Source organism: Pseudoalteromonas luteoviolacea NCIMB 1944 (assembly GCF_001625565.1).
In the GTDB taxonomy this organism is placed as follows: Bacteria; Pseudomonadota; Gammaproteobacteria; order Enterobacterales; family Alteromonadaceae; genus Pseudoalteromonas; species Pseudoalteromonas luteoviolacea_F.
The window spans coordinates 40,210-60,054 of sequence record NZ_AUXS01000045.1; the positions used below are offsets into that span (position 1 = coordinate 40,210).

A 19,845-nucleotide genomic window follows, 5' to 3' on the forward strand; every position below is an offset into this window, starting at 1 on the left:
ATACGACTGAGTGAATGTTTATTAGGTAGTTGAAATTAATGGTGATAAACCAAAGCTCTGATGGCGCTGGTGGTAGGAAAGGTTATGTCGTGTGCACATCCTTGGTGCGCAATAGCATAGCCTGCACTGTTATTATGCAGGCTATGTCCCCTGTATTAGCCAAATATGGTACGCATTAGCTGGATAGTTTCATCTACACTTCTACCTTTTTCTACCTCAGCGATGATAGAGTCGCGTTTAGAGCGAATATGCTCAGGCATTGACTCATCACTGAGTGCTCTGTCAACTAATGTTGCGGCAGACTCTTTGCTGCGGCGCACAGATTTGCTACCAGATGAAGTTGTGGTGCGCTTGGGTTTGTGCAGTAATTTATAGTAGTTAGAAGACGTTTTTGTATCTTCATCAGCATAATAGAAGAAGATTGGCAGTAGTGCTTTCACCTCTGCAAGCTTCGACTCGAGTTCATTGGTACCACTGGCCATCGCAAACCAAGGCATTTTAGCGATTGCTTGCACGATATCTTGCCAATAGCGCTCGAAATCACGATTGTTTAAACGTGTGACGCCCAAAGCTTGGCACAGTGCGTCGAGGCGATTGTTGGTGATCGGTGTAAACACATCAGGGCGACGCATGGCGAGTAGGCGTGTCGCAGGGGCAAGGGTTGGCTTTTCATCGCTGCCATTAAAGGCACTTAGAAATGCGATTGTAAACCCTTGATAGTTTTCAAGTGTGACTGGACCTTCTAATGGGATATGAGCTAGTGCTTCGTCAAAAGCGCCAGGCAAATCGGCAAATTGCTGATGAAAGCCTTTTGCACTTTTTGTTGATGCAAACCACTCAACATCAAATTGATATACACTGGTATCGTGTTTCGCTGTGTGTTTACCTGCAAAAGCTAAGCGATCTTCAACGATCATGTCTTGTAATTTGTCATCACGTAGTGTTGCAATGTAATCCATGAGCTTTAACTGCTCATCAAGCACCAACACATCACTGCGCTGGGCAATGAAGTCACTCACCACTGGCCAAGGCGCGATCCGCAACGTTTTGACTTGCAGGAAGCTGATTGCTGAGATCAGCATATCTTGGAGTTTTTTTACAGTTGGAAGCTGGTGGTCGTCCAGCAGATCAAAATTAATGCGGTTTTTAGCCACGTCGAGTAACTCATAACACCAGCCCAGAAAGTCTTCTGGGTGATTTTCTACTTTAACCGCCATCAGGTTTAAGCTGATCTCAGTAGATTGTTTTAAGATGTTTTGGTAAATCTGACTTTCTTGTTCGCCCAAAGCCATATTTGACGGTGAAATGAGCAACTTTTTCATGCTGCGTGGATACTCCAAGGTTAGGTTAAAATCTAGACTACTCAGTTTAGCGAACGTATCGATAAACTGGCAAGGGCGAGGATCATACCGAGTTCTAGCGCAGTTGCAACGCGGTTTGTGGTCTTTTTTTCAGCGAACCTTATTCCGCCTTTTTTATGCGCTTCGTTTTGCGGGTTTCTTCTCGATGATTGTCGTGCAATATAATGCTATTTGTGAACTTTAAATTAAGTGTAATTAGCTAATAGTTTGGGTGAGAACGGATTTTTTTTAACTAATTAAAGCAATTGGTTATAAAGGTTTAGAATATGTGGCAAGAGAACTTTGGGTCGTTTTGTAAAACTTTTTTGTCATTTTTTCCCCATTCGCCTATGCGCTTCTTTTGTGGTTTTTTATCAGCCTCGCTATGATAGTGAATAGAAAATTATTTCTGTGTAAGGATGATCGATGAAGGCGATTTTAAAAGGTGTAGTGGGTCTCATAGTATTGACGATAGCGTTGATCATATTAGCGCCCATGTTAATTCCAACAGAAACGATAGTGTCTCAGATCACGTCGCAAGTTGAAAAAACCACAGGGCGGAAATTAACCATTTCAGGCGACAGTGAGCTATCTATATTACCCGAGCTGAACATTACGCTAAATCAAGTGGCGTTTGACAACATGCCCTCGGGTAGTGCGCCACATATGCTTAAAATGGACCAGCTTGCAGTTCATGTTCCTTGGTTTTCTTTACTATCAGGTGAGTTTCAACTGGAACGCTTTGTAATTCAAAACCCCCAGATATTATTGGAGATCGATGCACAGGGGCGCCCAAATTGGCAGCTATTTGATCCGGTGGCACAATCTCAAACGCCCGAAGCGACTGCGACTGAGGCTCAATCTGGTCCGGTTACATTGCCAAGTGGATTCGATATTGCTTTAGGCGAGGTCGCAATTTATGGCGGTACTATCACGTATGCCGACGCTCAGGCGGGCACCAATGAACAGCTCACCGATTTAGCCTTGAGTGTCGTACTCCCTTCTCTATACCAACCGCTTATGATCGAAGGGCAAGTAACATTTCAAAAACAGCGTTTTGATTTAGCGCTCAATGTTGATACCCCTGCTAAAGCTATTCAAAGTGAAGATTTTAAATTTACCAAACAGTTACGCAACGATTTAGTGAATGTAGATTTCAATGGTGGCGTTTTAAAACAGGGGAGTGTCTTTGAGGGTGAATTGGCTGTTTCGGGTAGCTCAGTGAAGTCATTGACGAAATGGCAAAATGTTGTATTAGACGCCAAAGACAATGCGTTTAATCAGTTTGAAGTTACCGGGGCGATGACATTTTCCAATAATGTATTTAGCTTGGAAAGCTTTAGCGCAAAATTAGATGAATTGGCTATCAAAGGTAATGCGCAAGTCAACCTTGGTGAGCGTTTGTCTGTTGCGGCCAATGTGGATTTAGGAATGTTGAATTTAAATCCTTATCTACCTGATCCTGTGAACACAACACAACCTACAAAGCCAGAAGAAGAGGTCGCCGCAACACCGATTGTGTGGGATGACACTAAGATAGACTTGTCGGCGCTGAACATGTTAGATGCGGATATTGTAGTACGATCTACAGGCCTCCAAGCACGCAAAATCACACTTGGAAAGAACCAATTGTCAGTGAAACTGGATAAGGGTCAGGCTGTGTTATCACTGGATAGTTTCAATGCTTATAACGGAACAGGAAAAGGCAAAGTGGAGGTAAATGCAGCAGCGACTCCGTATCAAATCGATACAGACTTTGCACTTAATGGGATTAACGCAGAACCATTACTAACCGATGCGATTGGTTTTGACAAAGTACTGGGTAAAGGCAGTCTCAATTGGCAATTAAGTACGCTTGGTGTCAGTCAAAAGCAATTTATCTCTCAGTTAGCAGGAAAATTGGCTTTTGAGTTTAAGGATGGGGGTGTAAAAGGTGCTAACTTGGCGGAGATGGTGCGCAAAGGCCAAGAAATGCTTAAAGGTAATTTTTCTGGTTTATCAGAAGGGATCAATGCAGATTTTGATCCACAACAAAAAACGGACTTCTCTGCTTTGACGGGCAGCTTTACGTTTGCAAAAGGGATTGGTACAAACAGAGACCTCCTACTGGCAAGTCCACTTATTCGTATCACTGGGTCGGGTGTGGTCGATCTACCAAAAACCTTTGTGGACTACCGTTTAGTAACTGGAATTGTCGATACTATAGAGGGGCAAAGTAGCCGAGATAAAAGCACGGGCTTTAAGATACCAGCTAGAATTAAAGGCCCATTTCATCAAGTCGAGACCAGCCTAGATTTCAGCAGTGCTGCCAAAGACAAGGCAAAAGATACCATTAAAGACAAACTCAAAGATAAGTTTAAAGGTTTATTCGGAGGCTAAGCGGTTTCAGGTGCATATAGTGTAGCAAGTCCACAATATGCACCCACCCCCTTGCACTGTGAGCCCGAGACTTGAAGAGTCGATTTTTTGCATGTTGTGAAGGATTCGGCACTTTACAATTCGGGTTATTTACTCCTCAAACTCTCTTTTTCATATTGTAAACCATCCTTTAGTATAAATTTATTATTCCCTATTTTGCATATGTTTAGGGTGGCCATATATTTAAGTATCTATTATTTAGCACATAAAACTTTTTCTCATCCAGTAATTGTAAATAGTGCTATGTACATGTGATATTTTTGATTGAAAAATACACACTGGTCGTTTAATTCTATTACTCATATTCTCAACTCAAATAACTTTAAAGACCATGTTCACGGGCCCTGACTTGTTAGATTTAATTGGTTTACCATGCAATCGAAAATATGCACTGAATACCTCAACGGCGATATCGCTGGAGGTTGTGTGATGAAAGTCATACAAGTTGAGTGCGTCAGTAAAACCTACCAGTACTTTAAAAAGCCACAGGGTTTTTCTGCCTCACTGAAACAGCTATTCCATCGAGAAGTTGAATACAAAGAAGCGATAAAAGATATGTCGTTTGACATTGAACGTGGACAGGTGGTCGCTGTTGTTGGCGAGAATGGGGCTGGGAAAACCACGACCATGAAGATGCTGTCAGGTATCTTACATCCAACACGCGGTCATATAAAAATATTCGGTAGTACGCCCTGTGCGCAAACCGCTACTTTCAAAAAGCGCTGTTCTTTTTTAACTGGTCAAAGTTACCAACTTTGGCCTGATTTACCTGCTATCGATAGTTTCAATCTGTGTCAGTGTATTTATGAGATCCCATTACCCATATATCGGCAGAGGTTGTCCTATTTGACTGAGTTTTTTCGAGTTTCACACTTGCTTGATATTCAGGTGCGTCGCCTGTCTGGGGCTGAGCGCTTGAAAATGGAATTAATTGCAGCGCTATTACATGGTCCGGATCTGCTATTTTTGGATGAACTCACTTTGGGGCTCGATTATTTATCTCAACGTGAAGTCATGCGTTGTCTAAAGCAGTTGGCTAAAGAAGATAAATTAACTGTATTGGTATCAAGTGACACTGTGGATGATATCTCGACATTGTGTGAAAGGGTACTGGTGATCAAAGATGGACGATTGATATACGACAATGATATTGAGCTGGCAAAACAGGTGTTAGAACATGCCATTGAAGTCGCTTGAGCTAAATTCCTAGCGAAAGCAGGTGTATAAAATGAATAAAAGTCATGTTGACAGTGATGCTTTATACATTAAATCATCTGCAATATACGACAGACTCCTATTTAAAAAAAACAGATTTTAGTCTCCACCACGCTACTGGCGTGGCTTTTTGGCTACCACACGAGTTGAGCGTGAGTTTTAAATTATCTTGCTGAGAATTTCTGAATTTTCATTAATAAAACGGTGTCTTTTTAAACGGTTTACATCTTAGTAATTTACTTGGCCCCCTATGATACTTGCTGAGAGAGTTTAAGGTTCAAAAAGCGCGGCGCAAACCAATTTTTTCAGACATATCTTTTACTCGTGAGTTGAAATCTTTGACGTGAACGAATGTAGTAATATAGGCACTAGTATGTATTTTTTACCCAGTGTACTGATTGTACCGCTGTCGTAAGTGCCATTGTGTTGAATCATATACACCCATCCGCTTTTTCAAACTGGCTATATAGTGCCCATAGCGTCGAGCATTTTTTGCTGTTGTCATTTACTAAATTATTCCTTGTACTATGAATGTTTCGAAATTGAAACAGCTTCATAAAAGCTCTAGATTGAGTTGTTTTAGCTAATTTTTAACCAATTAGATGTTTTAATGATAAATGAAGAAGCAGGATCGGATATATGCATGTAAATAAAAGAGCATTAACGGATCGTATTTTGGCTGTGCTACTGCCAACCATGGTAATGGTTAGCCCTGTGTGGGCTAATACAGGCCTAGAGAACATTAATCAACAACAGCTTAACCAACTTGCCGATACGCTAGATGTGAAATATCGTCTATTGAGTAACATGCCGGAGCAATGCCCCAGGTCAAATGCCGAATTTTGCTACCACGCGCAAATTGAGATAACGAGCCCCGTTACAGCGAATGTGAATGGCTGGAAAATTCTGTACAGCCAAGTCTATCCTGCAACCCACAGTGAAAGTAAGCAACTGACCCTAAGCCATTTTAATGGTGACCTTAATCATATTGCACCCAGTAGTAACTTCACAGGGTTCAAAGCAGGTAAGAGTCAAGTGATTGAATTTTGGGTTGCCAGCTCACTATTGAATGAAGGTGAGTTGATGCCCAACTATATTCTAACTGCGCAAGGGTTGCTGCCAAAAGTCATCAAAAGCACGCAATCGTACATTGAGTCAGATACGGGTTTAGAGATAAAGCCATATGCGGCTGTTAGTGCAAAGAACAGTGTTATGCAATCTCACCCAGATGACCATTATGCAAAATATACATCCGCCGCCCTGTTTGATAAATATGATGTTAAGGGTTATGCGCTTGATTCTGTACAGCACGCTATCGTTCCTACCCCAGAAGCTATAGAAGTGTTTAAAAGAGATACGCCGCTTAGTTTGAGTAAAGGGATTAAGTTGCATTTAACCGGACTGGAATATGGCGATATTGCAGCAGCTTTACAGCGGTTAGATTCATTAGGTGTAAAACAAACTCACAATGGTATTGCCGTGTCTATCACGGTAAGCGGAAAGCCACAAGGCCATGCCGGTGCTTACCAGCTGAGTACCCGAAAAGGCAAAATACAAATTAACGCTCAGGACAGTGCGGGCGCATTTTATGGGTTACAGTCTGTTGCAAGTCTTTTATCGCTGGATACAATGCAAGTCGCAGCAGTAAAGGTTGAGGATAAACCCCGGTATGGTTATCGTGGTTTGCACTTGGATGTCGCACGTAACTTTCGTTCAAAAGAGTTTGTATTGAGGTTACTCAGTAAAATGTCAGCATACAAACTCAATAAATTGCACTTTCATTTGGCTGATGATGAGGGTTGGCGCATAGAAATTCCTGATCTACCTGAATTGACAGCGCTATCATCAAATAGATGCATTGATTTAGATGATAAACACTGTTTGCAGCCACAATTGGGCTCGGCCATAAATACAGGAAGAGATGGTTACTATTCTGTTGCTGATTACCAAGAGATTTTAAATTTTGCCAAGCAACATCACATCGAAATCATTCCTTCTTTGGATATGCCTGGTCATTCGCGTGCAGCGGTAAAGGCGATGGAGAAACGCTTTTATACGCTGACGAAAGAGGGCAAACATGATGCCGCTCGCCAGTATTTAGTGAGTGATCCACAGGACGTTACAGAGTATCGCTCCATACAGCATTACAATGACAACACGTTAAATGTGTGTATGGAGTCAACCTATGCATTTGTTGATAAGGTGATTACAGAAGTAGCGAACCAGCACAAAAAAGCGGGATCTCCCCTCAATATCTACCATATTGGCGCAGATGAAACGGCTGGTGCATGGGTTGAATCTCCAGCCTGTAAGCAGTTCATTGCGGATAAATCTAACGATGTACATGAGGTGGAAGAGCTTACTGGCTATTTCATTGAACGTGTTGCCGCAATGATTGCTGCACAAGGTATTGAAGTGGCGGGGTGGAATGATGGTCTATCAGAAACTAGACAAGACAAAATGCCACATAAGGTGGCCTCGTATGTATGGGCGACGCTGCCACAAAATGCGCACAAGGTAGTGAGTGCACACGCCAGACGCGGTTGGGACATTATATTGGCAACACCCGATGTGACCTATTTAGATTTTCCATATGAATTAGATCCGAAAGAAAGCGGCTATAAGTGGGGAGCAAGAAGGACTAACAGCCAAACAATTTTTGAATTTATGCCAGATAATCTACCTGCTAATGCGGAAGTTAAAAAAGACACCATTGGTAGGCACTACGTTGCGGATGATCGTACACAAGTTGACAAGCATGGCAAGTTTACACATCAACCACTCCCTGAAGGTTTTAGAGTAACTGGCATTCAAGGGCATCTTTGGTCGGAAGTTATCCGCAAAGACCATTTAGCGGAGTACATGTTGTTTCCCCGCTTGTTGGCATTGGCAGAGAAAGCATGGCACAGAGCCGCGTGGGAAGTGCCTTACAATTACGCAGGTGAGAAGTATGACCACACGACTGGTTTCCTAACTGCGCAAATGCGCAAGCAAAGGGATCTGCAGTGGCAAGACTTCATTCATGCCGTCGGACACAAAGAGTTGGAGAAATTTGACCGACTAGGGGTGTTTTATCGTATTCCAAATGTTGTCAGCAAAGTGATCGACAGTAGGCTACATGCTTCAACGATTATTCCTGGGCTACCTATTCAGTATCGTTTGAATAGCGGCAAGTGGCAGGAGTATGTTGAGCCATTGCAATTAACGTCGGATGCTGAAGTGGAATTGAGAGCGCTCTCCCCTGATAGAAGACGACCAGGTAGAATCGAGTTGGCCGATTTAACAGGGAAAGCTCGCCTTTAAAAAAGTGAGAAGTAACAAACACACTTGCTTTACGTTATAGCCATAGAGATTTGTGTGAGTAGACGATAATGAATTGCCGCCAAGTTTTAGGTGTAAATATACATTTATTAAATGCAGGTTGGATAAGTCAAGCTAGCTTTGACTTCTCCAACTGGCGGCATCTTGACTTACTGCAACAGTTGACGACCCCACTTGAATATTATGATCGAAAGTACACTGTTATTGTGCCTTTTGATTTGGATTCTAGCTTGAGTATTTGCAAACAGCGCTTAGCCAAGGTGTTCTGAGATGAAGTTGGATGCACTATATTCACAAGACGACCTCTTTACGCATCAACCCAGAGGGTTAGATAAAAGTGTGTCAAGGTCTGCAGGTGTCATTGAAGTAACCTGTGTGTGTGCGATAAAAAATATGGCTGAGCTGCACAGCGTGCTAAGAGTATTAGAAATGCAGTCCCTTAAGCCTGTTGAGTTAGTGATATGCCATTCTCCTGAGCTATGCATCGAAGCATATCAAAAAACTACGTTTGATGTACGCCTGTTGCCAACTAGATTGACACTCAGCTTGGCTGAACGTACTTCAGAGCGGCTTGCGTTGGCAGTTAATTGTGATTATGTGGTTATTTGGCCGGTGCTTAATACTTGGGTATCAAAAGCATGGATACGCTCCCAGATTACCTATTTAAGAGAGAAGCTTTTGGACGCTGCTGTGCTATCTCTTGATACTGCTGAGGACGATTATTGCCCGCTGGGTAAGGGATTGTGTTGTACAAAAGAGTTCTTTTTAGCTAAACACCAAGCAAGCAGTAAAAAGCTTGGCTTTCAAGTTTCAACCAGAAAAAGCGAGTAACCAAAACAGACAGGTGAATTGGCTAGATAGTCTGACCCACTTGTTTAGACAGGGATCAGAGAAGTAGAAAGCAAGCTTAAAGCAGAGTATTGGGTTGTGAGATAGTGCTGCTTTTATTGATTCTTAAATCTATAAAAGCCATTAAATCAGAGGTTTGTAATTAATAAATAGAAAATAAGATTACCTTCATTGTTTCATCATGGCGGATAAAAGGTGTGATACGCACACTGCATGGTGAGCGACTTTAAACGAAAAAATGGAGATGGTATGGGCTCATTTAACACATTTAGTAAACTAGTGGCGGTAACCTTATTAACTTTATCCAATAATGGTTTTGCAAACGCAGGAAAGGCTTCTGAGCAAACAGGCTTTAGCTATCCGAACGGTGCTCGTTATGCGATTTCATTGAGCTTCGACGATGCACGCAGTAGTCAGGTGGACGTTGGCCTTCCCATACTCGATAGACACGGTGTTAAAGGTACTTTTTATATCAATCCGCAATTTGCGAAGGAGCGGTTAGCGGGTTGGAAAGCGGCTGTGAAGAATGGTCATGAGCTAGGCAACCATACTAGCTCTCACCTTTGCACTGGTAACTTTGCATGGCTTAGAAAAGACAACTTAGGGTTGGAGCAGGTAGACCTTGCTTGGTTAAGGCGAGACATAGAGTCGACAACTCAATTTATGAAGCAACAGCTGAACGTCTCACCGAAGTCATTTGCTTACCCTTGTGGCAATACATTTGTTGGTAGAGGTATCGAGGTTCAAAGTTATGTGCCCTTAGTTGCTGAGTTATTTAAAACAGGCCGAACTTGGCTTGATGAGACAGGTAATAACCCCACCTACACAGACTTTGCCCAGCTTGCTGGTAATCGCATGGATGGCATGAGCTTTGTTGAAATAAAAGAAATGCTCAATCTGCTTAAAGAAGACAACAAGTGGATTATTTTGGCAGGTCATGACGTCGGTGAAAAAGGCATGTATACGGTAGATAAAGAAGCGCTCAATGCACTCATTGTGTATTTAAAGGACCCAAAAAATGGTTATTGGCTCGCTACGGTAGACGAAGTAGCAACGTACATTGAAAAGCATAAGTAAACTTTTTTAGGTTGTTTTTTGAACTGTAACAAAGGTTTAAAATTTACTCTATAGACTTGTTTTCCATTTCACCGCCCTCATATGTATATGGGCGGTGAAGGCAGACAGAGCAAATTGATAAATTAATTAAAAATTGAACTATCTTTGCCTGAACTTTGCTGTTACAATTCCCCGCCCTTGAAAGACGAAAGCCTCGTTTTTTGAGTGGAATTTAATCTAAATGCTTAGCTTTTATACAAATTCTAGGTAAATGTTAACTACACCGGAGCATAGACAATGATCCAAATGCAAACTCAGCTGGACGTTGCTGATAACAGCGGCGCTCGCAAAGTGCAGTGTATTAAAGTCCTTGGTGGTTCGCACCGTCGCTACGCGCGTGTTGGTGACATCATTAAAGTTTCTGTTAAAGAAGCTATTCCTCGCGGCAAAGTGAAGAAAGGTGATGTTAAAAACGCAGTAGTAGTGCGTACTAAGAAAGGCGTTCGTCGTCCAGACGGCTCTTTAATCCGTTTCGATAGCAATGCGGCTGTTATCTTAAATGATAGTCATCAGCCTATTGGTACTCGTATCTTCGGCCCTGTGACGCGTGAACTACGTAACGACAAGTTCATGAAAATCGTTTCACTAGCACCAGAAGTACTATAAGGAGTCGATCATGGCAGCAAAAATCCGTCGTGATGACGAAGTAATCGTACTAGCCGGTAAAGACAAAGGTAAGCGCGGTAAAGTGCTTTCAGTTGTAACTGAAACTGGTCGTGTATTTGTTGAAGGCGTAAATATCATCAAGAAACACCAGAAGCCTGTACCACAACTACAGCAAGCTGGCGGTATTGTTGAGAAAGAAGCGTCTGTCGACGTATCAAATGTAGCGATTTTCAATGCCGAAACTGGCAAAGCAGATCGTGTTGGTTTTAGATTTGAAGACGGTAAAAAAGTCCGTTTCTTCAAGTCTACTGGCAAAACTATTTAATAGTTGGAGTAGACGATGGCGAAACTGCATGAAGTGTACAAAGACAAAGTAGTAAAAGAACTTTTTGAAAAGTTCGGTTACAGCTCTGTCATGCAAGTCCCTCAGATCGAGAAGATCACACTTAACATGGGTGTGGGCGAAGCCCTAGCTGACAAGAAAATTCTAGAAAATGCAGTAGCAGATCTAGAAGCAATCTCTGGTCAGAAACCTCTAGTGACTAAAGCACGCAAATCAGTTGCTGGCTTTAAGATCCGTGAAGGTTACCCAATTGGCTGTAAAGTAACCCTACGCGGTGAGCGTATGTGGGATTTCCTTGAGCGTTTAGTCTCAATCGCGATGCCACGTATTCGTGACTTCCGCGGTGTTAGCGCAAAGTCTTTTGACGGTCGCGGTAACTACTCTATGGGCGTACGTGAGCAAATCATCTTCCCAGAAATCGATTATGATAAAGTAGACCGCGTTCGCGGTATGGATATCACAATCACTACTTCTGCGAAAACAGATGATGAAGGCCGTGCGTTATTAGAAGCGTTCAACTTCCCATTCAAAAAGTAAGGGTAGGGTTATGGCAAAGAATTCAATGAAAGCGCGTGACGTAAAACGTGCTAAATTAGTTGCACAGTACGCAGAAAAGCGTGCTGCACTTAAAGCTATCATCAGCGATGTTAAAACATCTGATGATGAGCGTTGGGACGCGGTATTAAAGCTTCAGTCTTTACCGCGTGATTCTAGCCCTTCACGTCAACGTAATCGTTGTAACATTACGGGCCGCCCACATGGTTACCTTCGCAAGTTCGGCTTAAGCCGTATTAAAGTTCGCGAAGCAGCTATGCGCGGTGAAATTCCTGGCCTTAAAAAGGCTTCTTGGTAATAGAATCACGGGAGTAAGACATGAGCTTGCAAGATCCAATCGCGGATTTGTTTACACGCATCCGTAACGGTCAGTCTGCGAAGAAGGTATCAGTAACGATGCCAACTTCAAAGCTGAAAGTAGCTGTTGCTGACGTACTGAAAAACGAAGGTTTCATCACTGGTTATTCAGTATCAGGCGACGTAAAAGCAGAATTGACAATCGAACTTAAGTACTTCGAAGGCAAAGCTGTTATCGAAAGCATCCAGCGTGTTAGCCGCCCTGGTCTACGTATCTATAAGAGACGTGACGAATTACCTAAGGTAATGGGTGGTCTAGGTATCGCTATCGTATCAACTTCTAAAGGCCTGATGACAGACCGCGCTGCGCGTACCGCTGGTGTTGGTGGTGAAATCATTGGCTTTGTAGCTTAATCGGAGGGGAACTATGTCTCGTATTGCGAAGGCTCCTATTGCTGTTCCTGCCGGTGTTGAAGTTGCAATTAACGGCCAGGAAATCAAAGTTAAAGGTAAAAATGGTGAATTGACTCGCGTTCTTAACGACGCAGTTGAAGTTGTTCTTAACGACAACGTTATCACTACTGCACCTCGTGAAGTAGCAAATGCTTGGGCTCAAGCTGGTACTGCACGCGCTCTGATCAATAACATGATCATCGGCGTTAACGAAGGTTTTGAAAAGAAACTACAACTAGTCGGTGTTGGTTACCGTGCTGCAGTTAAGGGTAAAGTTTTAGACTTAACTCTTGGCTTCTCACACCCAGTGAACTTCGAGATCCCAGCGGGTATCACTATCGAAGCTCCAAGCCAAACTGAAATCGTTGTTAAAGGCGCAGACAAGCAGCTTGTTGGTCAAACTGCTGCTAACATCCGCTCATACCGTGAACCAGAGCCTTATAAAGGTAAAGGTGTACGTTACGCTGATGAGCATGTGCGTCGTAAAGAGGCTAAGAAGAAGTAAGGTAAGACGATGGATAAGAAAACAGCTCGTCTACGTCGTGCTAAGCGCACTCGTAGAAATATTATCGAACAAGGCACAACGCGTCTTGTTATCCACCGCACGCCACGTCACATATATGCTCAAATCGTAAACGTTGAGGGTATTGTACTGGCTGCTGCTTCTACTGTTGAAAAAGCAATTGCTGAAACAGTTAAAGGCACTGGCAACATCGAAGCTGCACAAGCAGTTGGTAAAGCAGTTGCTGAACGCGCGGCTGACAAAGGCATCGAAAAACTTGCTTTTGACCGCAGTGGCTTTAAATATCACGGCCGTGTGAAGGCGCTTGCTGATGCAGCGCGTGAAGCCGGTCTGCAATTCTAGGAGTAGACAATGGCTAACGTAGAAGCAAAGCAACAACAGCCTGATTTGGCTGAAAAGCTAATCGCGGTAAACCGTGTGTCTAAAGTGGTTAAAGGTGGTCGTATCTTTAGCTTCACTGCACTAACTGTAGTTGGTGATGGCGCAGGTAAAGTAGGTTTTGGTTACGGTAAAGCACGTGAAGTTCCAGCTGCTATTCAAAAAGCAATGGAAAAAGCGCGTCGTAACATGGTAAATGTTGACCTTAACGGTCACACGCTACAGCACCCAATCAAGGGTCGCCACGCGGGTTCTAAAGTGTACATGCAGCCTGCATCTGAAGGTACAGGTATCATCGCCGGTGGTGCGATGCGTGCAGTACTAGAAGTTGCTGGTGTACAGAACGTACTTTCAAAAGCATACGGTTCTACTAACCCGATCAACATCGTTCGCGCAACAATTTCTGCTCTAGAGAACATGAACTCTCCAGAGAAGATCGCTGCGAAACGTGGTCTTAGCGTAGATGAAATCTTGGGGTAAGAAACCATGGCAAACACAGTTAAAGTAACACAAGTACGTAGCTCAATCGGTCGTTTACCGAAGCATAAAGCTACATTACGTGGCCTTGGTTTACGTCGTATCAACCATACTGTTGAGCTAGAAGATACGCCAGCAGTACGTGGTATGATCAACCAAGTTTCTTACATGGTTAAGGTTGAGGGCTAATTCGATGCAATTGAATACACTTTCTCCTGCTGCAGGTTCAAAAACTGCTGGTAAGCGTGTTGGTCGTGGTATCGGCTCTGGTCTAGGTAAGACTGGTGGTCGTGGTCACAAAGGTCAAAAATCGCGTTCTGGCGGTAAAGTACGTGTTGGTTTTGAAGGCGGTCAAATGCCTATGCAACGCCGTCTACCAAAATTTGGCTTCACTTCACGCAAATCATTAGTATCTGCTGAAGTAAACCTTTTCGAAATCGCGAAGGTTGAAGGCGATGTGGTAGAACTAAGCACACTACAAGCAGCTGGTATCGTTAAGAAGAACATTCAGTTCGTTAAAGTTGTTAAATCTGGCGAAGTTTCACGCGCAGTTACTGTTAAAGGCATTAGAGTGTCTAAAGGTGCTCGCGAAGCTATCGAAGCTGCCGGAGGCAAGGTCGAAGACTAAGGAAGTACATTATGGCTAAACCAGGTCAAGATATGCAAAGCGCACAAAGTGGGCTTGCGGAGTTGAAGCGCCGATTACTATTTGTATTGGGTGCCATCATTATTTACCGTTTAGGTTCGTTCGTGCCTATCCCTGGGATTGACGCCGCTGTACTTGCCGAGTTCTTCGAGCAACAAAAGGGCACCATCTTTGCCATGTTTAACATGTTCAGTGGTGGTGCGCTTGAGCGTGCATCTGTACTAGCGCTGGGTATTATGCCTTATATCTCAGCCTCAATTATCATGCAGCTATTAACGCATATACATCCTGCGATGATAGAGCTGAAAAAAGAGGGTGAGCAAGGTCGTAAGAAAATCAGCCAGTACACGCGTTACGGCACGCTCGTGCTTGCTACAATACAGTCGATCGGTATCGCAACTAACCTGCCAAACATGATGCAAGGCTTAGTTGTGAATCCTGGTTTCGGTTTCTACTTCACAGCTGTTGTGAGTTTAGTGACTGGTACTATGTTCCTGATGTGGCTGGGCGAACAAATTACAGAGCGTGGTATCGGTAACGGTATCTCAGTACTGATATTTGTTGGTATCGTAGCTAACCTGCCGTCTGCAATCGGTTCGACAGCAGAAATGGCGCGCCAAGGCGATTTGAATGTCTTTATCTTAGCACTTATTGCGTTTATCGTTGTCGCGGTAACTTATATGGTAGTGTTCTTTGAGCGTGGTCAACGTCGTATCGTTGTTAACTATGCTAAACGCCAGCAAGGCCGTCAGGTTTTTGCAGCACAGAGTACGCATTTACCATTGAAAGTTAACATGGCAGGGGTTATTCCACCAATATTTGCTAGCAGCATCATTCTGTTCCCTGGTACAATTGCAAGCTGGTTCGGCCAAGGTGAAGGTCCACTTGCTGATGCACTACAAGCAGTATCAGCTGTGTTGACCCCAGGTCAGCCACTGTACGCAATGGTACTAGCCGCAGCGATTATTTTCTTCTGCTTCTTCTACACAGCGTTGGTGTTTAACCCGCGTGAGACAGCAGATAATTTGAAAAAATCTGGCGCATTTATTCCAGGTTATCGCCCAGGTGAGCAGACGTCTAAATACATTGATAAAGTGATGACACGCCTGACATTGGCAGGTGCAATGTACATTACCTTTATCTGTCTGGTGCCCGAGTTTATGACCATGGCATGGCAAACGCCATTCTACTTCGGCGGTACATCAATTTTGATTATCGTTGTTGTTATCATGGACTTTATGGCACAAGTACAGACTCATTTGATGTCTCATCAATATGATTCTGTGCTGAAAAAAGCAAACCTTAAAGGCTACGGCCGATAGGGTCTGTTACGGAGTTGAGTTATGAAAGTACGTGCTTCCGTTAAGAAAATTTGCCGTAACTGTAAAGTTATCAAGCGTGCTGGTGTAGTACGTGTGATCTGCAGTGAGCCTAAGCACAAGCAAAGGCAAGGCTAAGAAATCTAGTCGTGCAGGCTAAGTAAATTACTTAGCCTGTTTCATTGGTAAAACCTGAATGTCGGTTGGGTATCCTATACGGGCTTTCCAGCAAGATGATAATCAGGTTTATTTATAGGAGATATGTTAGTGGCCCGTATCGCAGGCATTAACGTTCCTGACCATAAGCATGCTGTTATCGGTTTAACAAGCATCTATGGTGTAGGTAAAACTCGCGCTAAGGCTATCTTAGCTGCGACAGGTATCGCTGAAACTACTAAAATCGGCGAGTTAAACGACGAAACTCTTGACATCCTTCGTGAAGAAGTTGGCAAGTACACTGTTGAAGGTGATCTTCGTCGTGAAGTAACACTAAACATCAAACGTCTTATGGACCTTGGTTGTTTCCGTGGCTTACGTCACCGTCGTTCGTTACCACTTCGTGGTCAACGTACTAAGACTAACGCGCGTACTCGTAAGGGTCCACGCAAGCCTATCAAGAAATAAGGTGGGGTAAGTTATGGCAAAAGCACCAATTCGTCGTAAAAAGGTCAAAAAGCAAGTTGTTGATGGTATGGCTCACGTTCATGCTTCTTTCAACAACACTATTGTGACCATCACTGACCGTCAAGGTAATGCTCTTTCTTGGGCGACTGCGGGTGGTTCAGGTTTCCGTGGTTCTCGTAAGTCTACTCCGTTCGCTGCACAGGTTGCTGCTGAGCGCGCAGGTACTGCTGCACAAGAGTACGGTCTTAAGAACCTAGAAGTATTCATTAAGGGTCCAGGTCCAGGCCGTGAGTCTGCTGTACGTGCATTGAATGCTGCTGGTTTCCGTATCACAAACATCACTGACGTGACGCCAATCCCACATAATGGTTGTCGTCCACCGAAGAAACGTCGCGTATAATTAATAGGTTAGGAGAAAGAACATGGCAAGATATTTGGGCCCTAAGCTCAAGCTGAGTCGTCGTGAAGGTACTGACCTGTTCCTTAAAAGCGGCGTAAGAGCAATTGACTCTAAGTGTAAACTAGAAACAGCACCTGGTCAGCACGGCGCACGTAAAGGTCGTCTATCTGACTACGGTTTACAGTTACGTGAAAAGCAAAAAGTTCGTCGTATCTACGGTGTACTTGAAAAGCAATTCCGCAACTACTATAAAGAAGCTGCTCGCATTAAAGGTAACACAGGTGAAAACTTGTTACAGCTTCTAGAGCAACGTCTAGACAATGTTGTATATCGCATGGGTTTTGCGAGCACACGTGCTGAAGCACGTCAGCTAGTAAGCCACAAAGCGATTATGGTTAATGGTCGTGTTGTGAACATTCCTTCTTTCGTTATTACTCCAGAAGATGTAGTAGTAATCCGTGAGAAGTCTAAGAAACAAGCGCGTATCATCGCTGCTCTAGAGTTGGCTGAGCAACGCGAAAAGCCGACTTGGATTGAAGTTGACGGTAAGAAAATGGAAGGTACTTTCAAGCGCCTACCTGAGCGTTCTGATCTGTCTGCGGACATTAATGAACAACTAATCGTCGAACTTTACTCGAAGTAAAGTTAAGAGTTAAGAGAGGATAAAATGCAGGGTTCTGTAACCGAATTCCTAAAACCAAGATTAGTCGATATCGACGCTATCAACTCAACCCGTTCTAAAGTAGTTTTAGAGCCTCTAGAGCGTGGCTTTGGTCACACTTTAGGTAATGCTTTACGTCGTATTCTTCTTTCGTCTATGCCGGGTTGTGCAGTGACAGAAGTAGAGATCGACGGTGTATTACACGAGTACAGCGCGAAAGAAGGCGTACAAGAAGACATCATTGAAATTCTGTTAAACCTTAAAGGCTTAGCAGTTACTTTAGAAGGTAAAGATGAAGTTTTCCTTACCCTGACTAAGTCTGGTGTAGGCCCTGTGACTGCGGCTGACATCCAGCACGACGGCGATGTAACAATTGCTAATCCTGAGCACGTTATTTGTCACCTAACTGCTGACAATAGCGATATCAGTATGCGTATCCGTGTTGAGCGCGGTCGTGGTTATGTTCCGGCGTCAAGTCGTTTATCCTCTGATGACGATGAGCGCCCAATTGGTCGTCTGTTGCTTGATGCTTCATTCAGTCCAGTTGAGCGTATTGCGTACTCGGTTGAATCAGCCCGTGTTGAGCAGCGTACTGACTTAGATAAACTAATCATCGATATGGAAACTAATGGCACACTAGATCCTGAAGAAGCGATCCGTCGTGCATCTACAATCCTAGCTGAACAGCTAGAAGCGTTTGTAGACTTGCGTGATGTTTCTGAGCCAGAAGAAAAAGAAGAGAAGCCGGAGTTTGATCCGATTCTACTTCGTCCTGTTGATGATTTAGAGCTAACAGTACGTTCTGCAAACTGTCTGAAAGCCGAGCAAATTCAATATATCGGTGATCTGGTACAGCGTACTGAGGTTGAGCTTCTTAAGACGCCAAACCTTGGTAAGAAATCTCTAACAGAGATTAAAGACGTGCTAGCTTCTCGTGGTCTTTCTCTAGGCATGCGCTTAGAAAATTGGCCGCCTGCAAGTCTAGCTGAATAATCAGATTACTATATTAGTTTAGTTAGAAGGATAGGGTCATGCGCCATCGTAAGAGTGGTCGTCAATTAAACCGTAACAGCAGCCATCGCAAAGCGATGTTCAGCAATATGGCTGGTTCTTTGGTGAAGCACGAAATCATCAAAACAACTTTGCCTAAAGCGAAAGAGTTGCGCCGTGTAATTGAGCCTTTAATCACACTGGCTAAGACTGACAGTGTAGCAAACCGTCGTTTAGCGTTTGCTCGCACGCGTGATAAAGAAGTAGTTGGTAAATTGTTCTCTGAGATCGGTCCTCGTTTCGCGGATCGTCCAGGTGGTTACACTCGTATTCTAAAGTGTGGCTTCCGTGCAGGTGACAATGCGCCAATGGCTTACATTGAACTACTAGATCGCCCAGTTGCGACTGAAGAAGTTCAAGAAGACGCGCAGTCTGCAGAGTAAGTCTTTATAAGACACGAAAAAGCCGAGCACTAGCTCGGCTTTTTTGTTTCTATGCCCACTTATTAGTAGGACAAATGGAAATAGGTTTAACTAGAATTTCCAGTGGAATAATAATCCAGTGTTATTGCCATCAACTGTTGCATCGTACGAGGAGTAGTTTGAACTGCCAATACGGTCTACCGAATATTCAACACGAGTATGTCTAAACTCTAAGTCGGCCGGGATAGTTTCAAAATGATAACGGACGCTGCTAATAAAAGCGCTTTCGTTGCTGAATTCAACATCAGCACCAAAATCATTGCTTAATTCCACACTAGTGTGAATGCCTAAACCTAAGCCTACTGAAAAAGAGTCGTTAATTTTGTAGTAAGGTACTGCATTGAACGCAAGTCGTTCGAAAGACAAATCCCCATTACTTGCAGTAGCTGTATCACTTTGATAATTCGCGCTCACATCTAGTGACCATTTAGAATTAAACTCATATAAAAAGCCAGCTCCTAAAATGAAGCCTTGACCCGCTTTAATGCTTTGCGAGTCATTGTCTTCATATATTAATTCTCCAACTGTATCACCACCAAACACATAACCAGCTGTAAGAGAAAAGGTGACGTTGCTTTGTTCGCTGTCCGTTGCAAAAGCGTTCATGCTCGTTAATAAGGTAAGTGCTAAGATTGATTTCTTCATTGAATCAATGTTCCTATAATATAAAAATCGGCGTATTTTAGACTTAATTGATGGAAACTTAAAATAGGTGAGTTAAAGAAAAGTACATATACGGATCAACTTTGTAAATGGCAGCATCGTGTTGTTTGTATACTGCACAGTCTTATTGTTTTTATCATTTTTTTAAAAAAAACACTTGATCCAAATT

24 protein-coding genes are annotated in these 19,845 nt (G+C 43.3%); 22 read left to right on the forward strand and 2 right to left on the reverse strand.

The features are described 5' to 3' along the window. Positions 1-155 precede the first annotated feature (155 nt). Positions 156-1,322: a hypothetical protein gene (locus N483_RS17805; RefSeq protein WP_023401277.1), complete on the reverse strand. Its 1,167-nt coding sequence runs from the start codon at positions 1,320-1,322 to the stop codon at positions 156-158. Between the two features lie 444 nt (positions 1,323-1,766). Here N483_RS17805 and N483_RS17810 point away from each other — a divergent pair, with 444 nt between their 5' ends. The 22 genes from N483_RS17810 (at position 1,767) to rplQ (ending at position 18,974) form a co-directional block, all read left to right on the forward strand. Then, positions 1,767-3,719, forward strand: a complete 1,953-nt coding sequence (locus N483_RS17810) for an AsmA family protein (RefSeq protein ID WP_023401276.1) — start codon at positions 1,767-1,769, stop codon at positions 3,717-3,719. Positions 3,720-4,130: 411 nt separating this feature from the next. Beyond that, positions 4,131-4,955: an ATP-binding cassette domain-containing protein gene (locus N483_RS17815; RefSeq protein ID WP_080672653.1), complete on the forward strand. Its 825-nt coding sequence runs from the start codon at positions 4,131-4,133 to the stop codon at positions 4,953-4,955. Between the two features lie 657 nt (positions 4,956-5,612). Then, positions 5,613-8,276 carry a family 20 glycosylhydrolase gene (locus N483_RS17820; protein WP_023401274.1) on the forward strand — a complete coding sequence of 888 codons (2,664 nt, stop codon included), beginning with the start codon at positions 5,613-5,615 and terminating at the stop codon, positions 8,274-8,276. 288 nt (positions 8,277-8,564) lie between these two features. Further along, on the forward strand, positions 8,565-9,125 hold the full coding sequence (locus N483_RS17830) for a hypothetical protein (protein ID WP_023401272.1): 561 nt from the start codon (positions 8,565-8,567) through the stop codon (positions 9,123-9,125). Between the two features lie 267 nt (positions 9,126-9,392). Beyond that, the gene (locus N483_RS17835; protein ID WP_023401271.1) at positions 9,393-10,220 is read left to right on the forward strand and encodes a polysaccharide deacetylase family protein; all 828 of its coding nucleotides are present in this window, start codon (positions 9,393-9,395) and stop codon (positions 10,218-10,220) included. 276 nt (positions 10,221-10,496) lie between these two features. After that, entirely contained in the window at positions 10,497-10,865 is a 369-nt protein-coding gene (gene rplN, locus N483_RS17840; RefSeq protein ID WP_023401270.1) for a 50S ribosomal protein L14, read from the forward strand. A 10-nt stretch (positions 10,866-10,875) separates the two neighbouring features. Continuing rightward, positions 10,876-11,190: a 50S ribosomal protein L24 gene (gene rplX / locus N483_RS17845; protein ID WP_023401269.1), complete on the forward strand. Its 315-nt coding sequence runs from the start codon at positions 10,876-10,878 to the stop codon at positions 11,188-11,190. Between the two features lie 15 nt (positions 11,191-11,205). Beyond that, a complete protein-coding gene (gene rplE, locus N483_RS17850; RefSeq protein ID WP_010386945.1) occupies positions 11,206-11,745 on the forward strand; it encodes a 50S ribosomal protein L5 in 540 nt (179 codons plus the stop codon). A 10-nt stretch (positions 11,746-11,755) separates the two neighbouring features. After that, complete coding sequence (gene rpsN, locus N483_RS17855; RefSeq protein WP_023401268.1) at positions 11,756-12,061, forward strand: 30S ribosomal protein S14; 306 nt, start codon at positions 11,756-11,758, stop codon at positions 12,059-12,061. A gap of 20 nt (positions 12,062-12,081) precedes the next feature. Then, complete coding sequence (rpsH, locus tag N483_RS17860; protein ID WP_023401267.1) at positions 12,082-12,474, forward strand: 30S ribosomal protein S8; 393 nt, start codon at positions 12,082-12,084, stop codon at positions 12,472-12,474. 13 nt (positions 12,475-12,487) lie between these two features. Continuing rightward, on the forward strand, positions 12,488-13,018 hold the full coding sequence (gene rplF, locus N483_RS17865; protein ID WP_023401266.1) for a 50S ribosomal protein L6: 531 nt from the start codon (positions 12,488-12,490) through the stop codon (positions 13,016-13,018). Positions 13,019-13,027: 9 nt separating this feature from the next. After that, positions 13,028-13,378 carry a 50S ribosomal protein L18 gene (gene rplR / locus N483_RS17870; RefSeq protein ID WP_023401265.1) on the forward strand — a complete coding sequence of 117 codons (351 nt, stop codon included), beginning with the start codon at positions 13,028-13,030 and terminating at the stop codon, positions 13,376-13,378. Positions 13,379-13,387: 9 nt separating this feature from the next. Then, positions 13,388-13,894: a 30S ribosomal protein S5 gene (rpsE, locus tag N483_RS17875; RefSeq protein WP_023401264.1), complete on the forward strand. Its 507-nt coding sequence runs from the start codon at positions 13,388-13,390 to the stop codon at positions 13,892-13,894. 6 nt (positions 13,895-13,900) lie between these two features. Beyond that, on the forward strand, positions 13,901-14,080 hold the full coding sequence (gene rpmD / locus N483_RS17880; protein WP_010378276.1) for a 50S ribosomal protein L30: 180 nt from the start codon (positions 13,901-13,903) through the stop codon (positions 14,078-14,080). Positions 14,081-14,084: 4 nt separating this feature from the next. Next, complete coding sequence (gene rplO, locus N483_RS17885; protein ID WP_023401263.1) at positions 14,085-14,519, forward strand: 50S ribosomal protein L15; 435 nt, start codon at positions 14,085-14,087, stop codon at positions 14,517-14,519. A gap of 11 nt (positions 14,520-14,530) precedes the next feature. Continuing rightward, positions 14,531-15,859 carry a preprotein translocase subunit SecY gene (secY, locus tag N483_RS17890; protein WP_023401262.1) on the forward strand — a complete coding sequence of 443 codons (1,329 nt, stop codon included), beginning with the start codon at positions 14,531-14,533 and terminating at the stop codon, positions 15,857-15,859. A 21-nt stretch (positions 15,860-15,880) separates the two neighbouring features. After that, complete coding sequence (rpmJ, locus tag N483_RS26680) at positions 15,881-15,994, forward strand: 50S ribosomal protein L36 (protein WP_002959476.1); 114 nt, start codon at positions 15,881-15,883, stop codon at positions 15,992-15,994. Between the two features lie 129 nt (positions 15,995-16,123). Continuing rightward, positions 16,124-16,480 carry a 30S ribosomal protein S13 gene (rpsM, locus tag N483_RS17895; RefSeq protein ID WP_010378282.1) on the forward strand — a complete coding sequence of 119 codons (357 nt, stop codon included), beginning with the start codon at positions 16,124-16,126 and terminating at the stop codon, positions 16,478-16,480. A 13-nt stretch (positions 16,481-16,493) separates the two neighbouring features. Then, positions 16,494-16,880, forward strand: a complete 387-nt coding sequence (gene rpsK / locus N483_RS17900; protein ID WP_010386935.1) for a 30S ribosomal protein S11 — start codon at positions 16,494-16,496, stop codon at positions 16,878-16,880. A 22-nt stretch (positions 16,881-16,902) separates the two neighbouring features. Then, a complete protein-coding gene (gene rpsD / locus N483_RS17905) occupies positions 16,903-17,523 on the forward strand; it encodes a 30S ribosomal protein S4 (protein WP_023401261.1) in 621 nt (206 codons plus the stop codon). A 24-nt stretch (positions 17,524-17,547) separates the two neighbouring features. Beyond that, on the forward strand, positions 17,548-18,534 hold the full coding sequence (locus tag N483_RS17910; RefSeq protein WP_023401260.1) for a DNA-directed RNA polymerase subunit alpha: 987 nt from the start codon (positions 17,548-17,550) through the stop codon (positions 18,532-18,534). Between the two features lie 38 nt (positions 18,535-18,572). After that, positions 18,573-18,974, forward strand: a complete 402-nt coding sequence (gene rplQ, locus N483_RS17915; RefSeq protein WP_010386932.1) for a 50S ribosomal protein L17 — start codon at positions 18,573-18,575, stop codon at positions 18,972-18,974. Between the two features lie 90 nt (positions 18,975-19,064). Here the strand turns inward: rplQ and N483_RS17920 are convergent, their stop codons facing one another. Then, the gene (locus tag N483_RS17920) at positions 19,065-19,658 is read right to left on the reverse strand and encodes an outer membrane beta-barrel protein (RefSeq protein ID WP_023401259.1); all 594 of its coding nucleotides are present in this window, start codon (positions 19,656-19,658) and stop codon (positions 19,065-19,067) included. Positions 19,659-19,845 lie beyond the last annotated feature (187 nt).

Excerpts from the sequence above, each read along its gene's own strand:
- N483_RS17815 (WP_080672653.1), top strand. The coding sequence starts at position 4,131 with ATGCAATCGAAAATATGCACTGAATACCTCAACGGCGATATCGCTGGA.
- rplX (WP_023401269.1), top strand. The coding sequence starts at position 10,876 with ATGGCAGCAAAAATCCGTCGTGATGACGAAGTAATCGTACTAGCCGGT.
- rpmD (WP_010378276.1), top strand. The coding sequence starts at position 13,901 with ATGGCAAACACAGTTAAAGTAACACAAGTACGTAGCTCAATCGGTCGT.
- N483_RS17920 (WP_023401259.1), bottom strand. The coding sequence starts at position 19,658 with ATGAAGAAATCAATCTTAGCACTTACCTTATTAACGAGCATGAACGCT.
- rpsE (WP_023401264.1), top strand. The coding sequence starts at position 13,388 with ATGGCTAACGTAGAAGCAAAGCAACAACAGCCTGATTTGGCTGAAAAG.
- rplQ (WP_010386932.1), top strand. The coding sequence starts at position 18,573 with ATGCGCCATCGTAAGAGTGGTCGTCAATTAAACCGTAACAGCAGCCAT.
- N483_RS17835 (WP_023401271.1), top strand. The coding sequence starts at position 9,393 with ATGGGCTCATTTAACACATTTAGTAAACTAGTGGCGGTAACCTTATTA.
- rplF (WP_023401266.1), top strand. The coding sequence starts at position 12,488 with ATGTCTCGTATTGCGAAGGCTCCTATTGCTGTTCCTGCCGGTGTTGAA.
- rpsH (WP_023401267.1), top strand. The coding sequence starts at position 12,082 with ATGAGCTTGCAAGATCCAATCGCGGATTTGTTTACACGCATCCGTAAC.
- secY (WP_023401262.1), top strand. The coding sequence starts at position 14,531 with ATGGCTAAACCAGGTCAAGATATGCAAAGCGCACAAAGTGGGCTTGCG.
- rpsK (WP_010386935.1), top strand. The coding sequence starts at position 16,494 with ATGGCAAAAGCACCAATTCGTCGTAAAAAGGTCAAAAAGCAAGTTGTT.
- rplN (WP_023401270.1), top strand. The coding sequence starts at position 10,497 with ATGATCCAAATGCAAACTCAGCTGGACGTTGCTGATAACAGCGGCGCT.
- N483_RS17830 (WP_023401272.1), top strand. The coding sequence starts at position 8,565 with ATGAAGTTGGATGCACTATATTCACAAGACGACCTCTTTACGCATCAA.
- rpmJ (WP_002959476.1), top strand. The coding sequence starts at position 15,881 with ATGAAAGTACGTGCTTCCGTTAAGAAAATTTGCCGTAACTGTAAAGTT.
- N483_RS17805 (WP_023401277.1), bottom strand. The coding sequence starts at position 1,322 with ATGAAAAAGTTGCTCATTTCACCGTCAAATATGGCTTTGGGCGAACAA.
- rplE (WP_010386945.1), top strand. The coding sequence starts at position 11,206 with ATGGCGAAACTGCATGAAGTGTACAAAGACAAAGTAGTAAAAGAACTT.
- rplR (WP_023401265.1), top strand. The coding sequence starts at position 13,028 with ATGGATAAGAAAACAGCTCGTCTACGTCGTGCTAAGCGCACTCGTAGA.
- N483_RS17810 (WP_023401276.1), top strand. The coding sequence starts at position 1,767 with ATGAAGGCGATTTTAAAAGGTGTAGTGGGTCTCATAGTATTGACGATA.
- N483_RS17910 (WP_023401260.1), top strand. The coding sequence starts at position 17,548 with ATGCAGGGTTCTGTAACCGAATTCCTAAAACCAAGATTAGTCGATATC.
- rpsD (WP_023401261.1), top strand. The coding sequence starts at position 16,903 with ATGGCAAGATATTTGGGCCCTAAGCTCAAGCTGAGTCGTCGTGAAGGT.
- N483_RS17820 (WP_023401274.1), top strand. The coding sequence starts at position 5,613 with ATGCATGTAAATAAAAGAGCATTAACGGATCGTATTTTGGCTGTGCTA.
- rplO (WP_023401263.1), top strand. The coding sequence starts at position 14,085 with ATGCAATTGAATACACTTTCTCCTGCTGCAGGTTCAAAAACTGCTGGT.
- rpsN (WP_023401268.1), top strand. The coding sequence starts at position 11,756 with ATGGCAAAGAATTCAATGAAAGCGCGTGACGTAAAACGTGCTAAATTA.